Origin of the sequence: Amycolatopsis sp. NPDC051372, from assembly GCF_040682095.1 — a bacterium.
Lineage (GTDB): Bacteria > Actinomycetota > Actinomycetes > Mycobacteriales > Pseudonocardiaceae > Amycolatopsis.
In genome coordinates this window covers 19,505-27,151 of record NZ_JBFBAF010000061.1, presented here as the reverse complement: position 1 = coordinate 27,151, position 7,647 = coordinate 19,505, and the positions used below count along the sequence as shown (strand labels likewise).

General features: G+C 70.6%; 8 protein-coding genes. 2 read left to right on the top strand and 6 right to left on the bottom strand.

Features of this window, described 5'->3' with window-relative positions:
* The first annotated feature begins 300 nt into the window (after positions 1-300).
* Together AB0M56_RS48780 and AB0M56_RS48775 are read left to right on the top strand one after the other, a co-directional pair.
* Complete coding sequence (locus AB0M56_RS48780) at positions 301-750, top strand: universal stress protein (RefSeq protein WP_220246882.1); 450 nt, start codon at positions 301-303, stop codon at positions 748-750.
* Positions 751-753: 3 nt separating this feature from the next.
* On the top strand, positions 754-1,857 hold the full coding sequence (locus tag AB0M56_RS48775) for an adenylate/guanylate cyclase domain-containing protein (RefSeq protein WP_364189974.1): 1,104 nt from the start codon (positions 754-756) through the stop codon (positions 1,855-1,857).
* Here AB0M56_RS48775 and paaE read toward each other — a convergent pair whose 3' ends face one another.
* The 6 genes from paaE to paaZ are packed head-to-tail and all read right to left on the bottom strand — an operon-like array spanning position 1,858 to position 7,547.
* Positions 1,858-2,934, bottom strand: coding sequence for a 1,2-phenylacetyl-CoA epoxidase subunit PaaE (paaE, locus tag AB0M56_RS48770; protein WP_364189972.1), 1,077 nt, complete (start codon positions 2,932-2,934; stop codon positions 1,858-1,860).
* Position 2,935: 1 nt separating this feature from the next.
* Positions 2,936-3,442, bottom strand: a complete 507-nt coding sequence (paaD, locus tag AB0M56_RS48765) for a 1,2-phenylacetyl-CoA epoxidase subunit PaaD (protein WP_364189970.1) — start codon at positions 3,440-3,442, stop codon at positions 2,936-2,938.
* Positions 3,436-4,293 (bottom strand): 1,2-phenylacetyl-CoA epoxidase subunit PaaC, encoded by an 858-nt coding sequence (paaC, locus tag AB0M56_RS48760; RefSeq protein ID WP_364189968.1) that lies wholly within the window; start codon positions 4,291-4,293, stop codon positions 3,436-3,438. The genes paaD and paaC overlap by 7 nt, the downstream gene beginning before the upstream one ends.
* A 7-nt stretch (positions 4,294-4,300) precedes the next feature.
* A complete protein-coding gene (gene paaB / locus AB0M56_RS48755; protein WP_220246877.1) occupies positions 4,301-4,585 on the bottom strand; it encodes a 1,2-phenylacetyl-CoA epoxidase subunit PaaB in 285 nt (94 codons plus the stop codon).
* Complete coding sequence (paaA, locus tag AB0M56_RS48750) at positions 4,582-5,523, bottom strand: 1,2-phenylacetyl-CoA epoxidase subunit PaaA (protein ID WP_364189965.1); 942 nt, start codon at positions 5,521-5,523, stop codon at positions 4,582-4,584. The genes paaB and paaA overlap by 4 nt, the downstream gene beginning before the upstream one ends.
* Entirely contained in the window at positions 5,520-7,547 is a 2,028-nt protein-coding gene (gene paaZ / locus AB0M56_RS48745) for a phenylacetic acid degradation bifunctional protein PaaZ (RefSeq protein ID WP_364189962.1), read from the bottom strand. The genes paaA and paaZ overlap by 4 nt, the downstream gene beginning before the upstream one ends.
* Between the last annotated feature and the right edge of the window lie 100 nt (positions 7,548-7,647).

Here is a 7,647-nt window from a genome sequence, read left to right as displayed (position 1 = left end):
CGCGGATCTCGGCTTCCATCGCCTCGCCGTCGGTACGCAGCGCAAGCGTGCTGCCGTCGGCGAAGCGGGCGTGGTAGGCGGGGTCGAGGCGGGTGCCCGGCCGATCCGACCGCCCGATCCCCACACCGGCTCAAAGGCGATCTCGCACGCCTCGGCGGAGCCGAGGCAGAAAACACCAGCGAGCCCGCTGTTCGCCCCGGCGGAGCCGAGGCGAACAGCGGGCGAGCCAACTGGCGAGTAACCTTCCCCCGGAAAAGCGGGGCAGTGAGGCTCCGAGTCGGGCTTGCCGGGAGGTTTCGGATGGCTGTCTATCGGACCGTGGTGGTGGGGACGGACGGGTCGGACTCGTCGTTCGCCGCGGTGGATCGGGCGGCGGGGGTGGCCGCGGATGCCGAGGCGAAGCTGGTCCTGGTGTGTGCGTACTACCCCGCCAGCAAGCACGACGTGGAGCAGGCGCAGGACGAGCTCGGCGACGAGGCCTACCAGGTCGTCGGGTCGGCGCCGGCGGAGGACACGTTGCAGAGCGCGCGCGACCGGGCCGCGAAGGCCGGGGCGAAGGACATCCAGACCATCGCCGTGAACGGTGAGCCGGTGCACGCGCTGCGCAAGGTCGTGCACGAGACGTCGGCCGACCTGCTCGTGGTGGGCAACCGCGGCCTCAACACGCTCGCCGGGCGGATCCTCGGCTCGGTGCCGGCGGAGGTGGCGCGCAAGTCGGGTGTCGACGTGCTGATCGTGCACACGACCTGAGCCGTGGCCGAATCCCCTGAGGTGCAGCACCAGCTCGAGAAGCTTCTCCTCGGCGGGCCGCGCAAGTACACGCGCCTGGAGGTCGCGGAAAAGGCCGGTGTGCCCGAGGAACGCTCGCGCCGGCTGTGGCGCGCCCTCGGGTTTGCGGCTGCCGAGGACGACGAGGTGGTGTTCACCGACGCCGACGTCGCTGCCATGCGCACCGCCGACCAGCTCATCGCGTCCGGGCTCGTCGCGCGCAACCTCGAGGTCGCCGTGACGCGGGCGCTCGGGCAGCACCTGTCGCGCCTGGCCGAGTGGCAGGTGCACATGCTGTGGTCGCTCATCGCCGAGAACCCGGGCCTCGACGACAGCCAGGTCACCAAGCTCGTCGCGCGGCTGCTGCCCGAGCTGGAGCAGGTGCAGAACTTCGTGTGGCGCCGCCACCTCGTGGCGTTCGCCGGGCGCGCGTTCGCCACCGACGAGGACCTGGAGGCCCGGCCGCAGGTCGTCGGCTTCGTCGACATGGTGGGCTACACCAAAATGACCCGCGAGGTCGACGAGGACGAGCTCAGCCGCGTGCTCGACGCGTTCGAGTCGCTGGCCGCGGGCGTGGTCGCCGACCACCGCGGGCGGATCGTGAAGATGATCGGCGACGAGGTTTTCTTCGTCACCGACTCCCCCGAGTCAGGTGCCGAGATCGCGCTCACCCTCACCGAACGCACGTCCGCTTCCGACGACCTGCCCGCCGTGCGCGCGGGGCTGGCTTCGGGGCGGGTGTTGTCCCGCTTCGGCGACGTCTACGGCTCCGTCGTGAACCTCGCCGCGCGGCTGACGTCCGTCGCCCGCCCCGGCACGGTGCTGGCCGACCGCGAGCTGGCGGCCGCGCTCGAACCGCTGCCGGAGTACGAGCTGCGGTCACGCCGGCCCGTCGCCGTGCGCGGGTACAACCGGCTGCGGACCTCGGTGCTTCGGCGCGCCCAGGACCGGCCGTCGGGGAAGTTCGCCCAGGCGCAGGAACGCGCGGCCGAAGCCATGGGCCTGCCCGAGACGACCCGCCCCGCGACCGAACCGGACGGCCCCGAAGACCTGACGCTCGGTTCACGGCGCCGGCGCCGCAGGCGCTGATCAGGCGTCGTAGTCCACCGTCACGCGCTCGCTCGCCGGGTGCGACTGGCACGTCAGCACGAACCCCGCATCCACCTCGGCCTTCTCCAGCGCGAAGTTGCGCCGCATGTCCACCGCACCATCCGTCACGCGGGCCCGGCAGGTGCCGCACACCCCGCCCTTGCACGCGAACGGCAGGTCCGGCCGGAACTTCTGCGCACCGTCCAAAATGGACGATTCCTGCGGCAGGCTCATCGTGGTCGAGCGACCGTCGAGGATGAGCGTGACCTCCGACGCGGCGCCGGCCACCGCCGGGTCGACGTGCTTGACCGGCTCCGGCGGCACGTCGTCCACGTAGAACAGTTCCTGGTGGACACTCGACTCCGCCACGCCCAGGGCCGTCAGCACCTCCTGCGCCCCCGTGACCATCCCGAACGGTCCGCACAGCCAGAAGTGGGCCACCGACTCTACCGGCACGAGCGAGCCGAACAGCGCGCGCAGCTTGTCGGCGTCGAGGCGGCCGGTGAACAGCTCGGCCTCGCGGGGTTCGCGTGAGAGCACGTGGATGAGCTCGAGCCGCGCCGGGTAGCGGTCCTTCAGGTCGGCCAGCTCGTCGGCGAACATGACTGTGTCCGTGCGGCGGTTGCCGTACAGCACGGTGACGGTGGCGTCGGGCGTCGCGAGCAGCGACGCGACAATCGACAGCACCGGAGTGATCCCCGAACCGGCGGCGATCAGCACGTGGTGACCGCCTGTGGTCAGATCCGGCGTGAAGGTCCCGGTCGGTGCGGAGACCTCGACGACGTCACCCGGGCGCACGTCCTGCACGAGCCACGACGAGAACACGCCCTCAGGCACCAGGCGCACGCCCACGCGCGGCCGCTGGCCCGCCGGAGCGCAGATCGAGTACGACCGGCGCTCGTCGCGGCCGTCGACGGTGCGGCGCAAGGTCAGCGACTGGCCGGGCGCGAAGGCGAACGTCTCCGCGAGCTCTTCCGGCACGTCGAAGGTCACGGCGACCGCGTCGTCGCACAGCCGCTCGACGTCGGCCACCCGCAGCGAGTGGAAGCCGGTGCGCCGGGAAATCGTGCTGGTCAACTCAGATCTCCTTGACGTGTTCGAACGGTTCCAGGCACGCACGGCACCGGCGCAGCGCCCGGCACGCGGTGGCGCTGAACCGCGACTGCTGCTCGGTGTCGAGCGAACCGCAGTGCGGGCACGCGATGCGCGACACGGGCGGTGACAACGTGAGCGGTACCGGTCCACTCGCGCGCCGCGGCGCCACACCCGGCGGCGCGATGCCGGCCTCGGCGAGCTTGCGCCGCCCGTCGGCCGAGATCCAGTCCGAGGTCCAGGCCGGTTCGAGCACGGTGCGGATCTCGACGTCCGAGTAGCCGGCGCCGAGCAACGCGTGCTCCAGGTCATCGCGCATGGTGTCCATGGCGGGGCAGCCGGTGTAGGTGGGGGTGATGGCCACCGTCACGCGACCGTCCTGCACGGACACCGACCGCAGCACGCCCAGGTCGGCGAGCGTGAGCATCGGCAGCTCGGGGTCGGTGACGGTCGCCGCCACGGATTCCGCGCGCGACGACACCGCGGTCACCATGTCGCGTCCGGCATCGCCCGCGCCACGCTCTGCAGGTGCGCCAGCAGGAACCCCATCTGCTCCGTGTGGACGCCGTCGCGCCCGGTCCGCCCGGACACGCCGGCCACGGCCCCCGCGGTCGGCTGCTCCAGCGTCGCCGCGGCCAGCACCTGGTCGAGCACGACGTCGAACTCCGGCCGCAGCGTCGGGGCGTCGACCAGCTCCAGCGGGTGCGTCAGGAAAAGCTCGTCGACGTACGGCCACACCGCGTCGAGCCCCTCCTGCATCCGCTCGTGCGACAGCGGAGTGCCGTCGCCGAGGCGGACGACCCACTGCGCCGCGTAATCGCGGTGGTAGGCCAGCTCCTTCACGCCCTTGGCCGCGATCGCCGCGAGCACCGGGTCCACACTGGATTCGAGCTGCTGCAGCAACGCCAGCCGCCACGTGGAGAACACGAGCAGCCGCGCCATCAGGTGCCCGAAGTGGCCTCCGCCGAGCTCGGCGAGCCGGACGTTGCGGAACTCGTGCTCGGCCCGCAGGAACGCGAGCGTGTCCTCCGAGCGGTCGGTCCCGTCGGCCTTGCCGGCGCGCGCCAGCAGCAGCCGGGCCTGGCCGAGCAGGTCGAGGCCGATGTTGGCGATCGCCACCTCGTCCTCGAGCTCCGGCGCGTTCGTGACCCACTCCTGCAGGCGGTGCGAGAACACCAGCGCGTCGTCGCCCAGCATCAGGCAATACGCTGCCAAGCCGGCGGCGTCCACGCCCGAAGGCACCGAAGTGTCCACACCGGACAGCGGGTCGGCGAAGCCCGTGCCGAAGGCCCACCGGGCGTCGTTGTCCTCGGTGATGGCCTCATAGACGTTGTCGAAGGACATCAAGGCCTCACATGTGCGGAACGTTGTCGGGAATGTCGTAGAACGTCGGGTGCCGGTAGACCTTGTCGCCGCTGGGCGCGAAGAACGGGTCCTTCTCGTCCGGCGACGACGCGGTGATGTCCGACGCCTTCACGACCCAGATCGAGACGCCCTCGTTGCGCCGCGTGTACAGGTCACGGGCGTTGTGCAGCGCCATCTGGTCGTCCGCCGCGTGCAGCGAGCCCACGTGCACGTGGTTCAGCCCGCGCTTGCCCCGCACGAACACCTCGTACAACGGCCAATCGTGCTTCACAACGCCCCCTCCTTCTTCGCGGCGTGCGCAACGGCAGCCTCACGAACCCACGCACCGTCGTCGTGCGCCTGCTTCCGATGAGAAACGCGCTCCTTGTTGCACGGACCGTTGCCCTGCAACACGTTCTTGAACTCGTCCCAGTCGACGGCACCGAAGTCGTAGTGCTCCCGGTCGGCGTTCCACTTCAGGTCCGGGTCCGGGAAGGTGACGCCCAGCGCCTCCGCCTGCGGCACAGACATGTCGACAAAGCGCTGCCGCAGCTCGTCGTTGGTGTGCCGCTTGACCTTCCACGCCATGGACTGTGCGGTGTTCGGCGACTCCGCGTCGGGCGGGCCGAACATCATCAGCGACGGCCACCACCAGCGGTTCACGGCCTCCTGCACCATGTCCCGCTGCTGCTGCGTGCCGCGCATCATCGTCATCAGCAGCTCGTAACCCTGCCGCTGGTGGAACGACTCTTCCTTGCAGATCCGGATCATCGCCCGCGCGTACGGCCCGTACGACGACCGGCACAGCGGCACCTGGTTGCAGATCGCCGCGCCGTCGACCAGCCAGCCGATCACGCCGACGTCGGCAAAGGTCAGCGTCGGGTAGTTGAAGATCGACGAGTACTTCTGCCGGCCGGTGATCAGCTTGTCGGTGAGGTCCGCGCGGTCGGCGCCCAACGTCTCCGCGGCGGAGTACAGGTAGAGCCCGTGGCCGGCCTCGTCCTGCACCTTCGCGAGCAGGATCGCCTTGCGGCGCAACGAAGGCGCGCGCGTGATCCAGTTGCCCTCGGGCTGCATGCCGATGATCTCCGAGTGCGCGTGCTGCGCGATCTGGCGGATCATCGTCTTGCGGTAGCCCTCGGGCACCCAGTCGCGCGGCTCGATGCGCTGGTCGCGTTCGATGGTGTGCTCGAAGTGGCCGAGCAGGTCTTCCTCAGCTACAGCGGTCACGGCTGCTCCTTCGAAACGAGCGTCAGCACGTCGTATTTCGCCACGGAATCGCCGGTCTGGTTCACGACGTCGGCGTCCCAGTGGACCTCGCCGTACTCCTGGTCGATGCGCGGGGTGATCTGCTTGGCGGTGAGCGTCACGGTGAGTGCGTCGCCTTCCTTGACCGGCGTGAGGAAGCGCAGGTTCTCCAGGCCGTAGTTGGCGAGCACCGGGCCCGGCTCCGGCGAGACGAACAGGCCGGCGGCGAACGACACGACCAGGTAGCCGTGGGCGACGATCCCGCCGAACAGCGGGTTCGCGGCCGCGGCGGCCTCGTCGGTGTGGGCGTAGAAGGTGTCGCCGGTGAACTCGGCGAAGTGGTCGATGTCGGCACGGGTCACCGTGCGCGGGCCGGCCACCACGGAGTCGCCCACGCGCAGCTCGGCCAGCGACTTGCGGAACGGGTGGTCGCCCTCGACGCGCGGCGCGCCCTCGACCCACCGGCCGGTGACGGTGCTGAGCACCTTAGGACTGGCCTGCACGGCCGTGCGCTGCATGTGGTGCAGCACGCCGCGGATGCCGCCCATCTCCTCGCCACCACCGGCGCGACCGGGCCCGCCGTGCACGAGCTGCGGCATCGGCGAGCCGTGGCCCGTCGATTCTTTCGCGTCGTCGGCGTCGAGCACCAGCAGCCTGCCGTGGTACGGCGCGACGCCGAGCACGATCGTCCGCGCGAACTCCGGGTCGCCGGTCACGATCGACCCGGCGAGGCTGCCACCGCCGCGCGCGGCGAACTCGATGACCTGCTCGATCGACGTGTAGGGCATCAGCGTGGACACCGGCCCGAACGCCTCGACCTCGTGCGGCTCCGAACGCTGCGGGTCGGCCTTCAGCAGCACCGGCGACATGAACGCGCCCGTCGACTCGTCGGCGCCGACCACGTCGACGTGCTCCAGGTCGCCGTAGACGACGCTGCCGGCGTCGAGCAGGGCCTTGAGCGAACGGCGGACCTCTTCGCGCTGCTCCAGGCTGGCCAGCGCACCCATCCGCACGCCCTCGGCGGTCGGGTTACCGACCACGACCTTCGCCAGGCGCGCACTCGCGGCCTCGGCGACGTCGTCGAGCATCTCCTCGGGCACGAACGCGCGGCGGATCGCCGTGCACTTCTGGCCGGCCTTCACGGTCATCTCCGTGACCAGCTGCTTGACGAACAGGTCGAACTCCGGTGTGCTCGGCCGCGCGTCGGGCGCGAGGATCGAGCAGTTCAGCGAATCGGCCTCCGCGTTGAATCGCACGGAGTTGCGCACGACCGCCGGGTGCGCGCGCAGCTTCTGCGCGGTGGACGCGGAACCGGTGAACGACACCAGGTCCTGCGCGGTCACGTGGTCGAGCAGGTCGCCGACGCTGCCGGCGATGAACTGCAGCGCCCCCTCGGGCAGGATGTCGGACTCGATGATCAGCTCGACGAGCTTCGCGGTGAGGTAGGCCGTCTGGCTCGCGGGCTTGACCAGGCTCGGTACACCGGCGAGGAACGCGGGCGCGAACTTCTCCAGCGGCCCCCACACCGGGAAGTTGAACGCGTTGATCTGGATCGCGACACCGTGCAGCGGCACGGCGACGTGCTGCGCGACGAAGGTGCCGCCCTTGCTCAGAGGCTCCACCGCGCCGTCGAGGTAGACGGTGTCGTTGGGCAGCTCGCGCTTGCCCTTCGAGGCATAGCTGAACAGCACGCCGATGCCGCCGTCGACGTCGAACTTCGAGTCGCCCAGCGTGGCGCCGGTGCGCGCCGACACCGCGTAGAGCTCCTCGCGGTGCTCGCGCAGGTGGGACGCGAGGGCCTTGAGCAGGGCCGCGCGCTGGTGGAACGTGAGCTCACGCAGGGCGGGACCGCCCACGCGGCGGCCGTAGTCGAGCGCGCCGGCGAAGTCGACACCGGTCGACGAGACGCGGGCGACCTCCTCACCGGTCGCCGCGTCGTGCAGCGGCGCCCCCTCGTCCGTCGCCGTGTGCCAGCCGCCGGAGACGTAGCTGCGGAGCAAAACCATGGGGCCCGACCCTCTCGCCGTGTCGTACCGATTTACCAACCGGACGTTCAGTAATTCCATCGTAGCCGCTTCACCGGCTGATCGGAAGTCCTGGTGCTTG

Excerpts from the sequence above, each read along its gene's own strand:
- AB0M56_RS48780 (WP_220246882.1), top strand. The coding sequence starts at position 301 with ATGGCTGTCTATCGGACCGTGGTGGTGGGGACGGACGGGTCGGACTCG.
- paaD (WP_364189970.1), bottom strand. The coding sequence starts at position 3,442 with ATGGTGACCGCGGTGTCGTCGCGCGCGGAATCCGTGGCGGCGACCGTC.
- paaC (WP_364189968.1), bottom strand. The coding sequence starts at position 4,293 with ATGTCCTTCGACAACGTCTATGAGGCCATCACCGAGGACAACGACGCC.
- paaZ (WP_364189962.1), bottom strand. The coding sequence starts at position 7,547 with ATGGTTTTGCTCCGCAGCTACGTCTCCGGCGGCTGGCACACGGCGACG.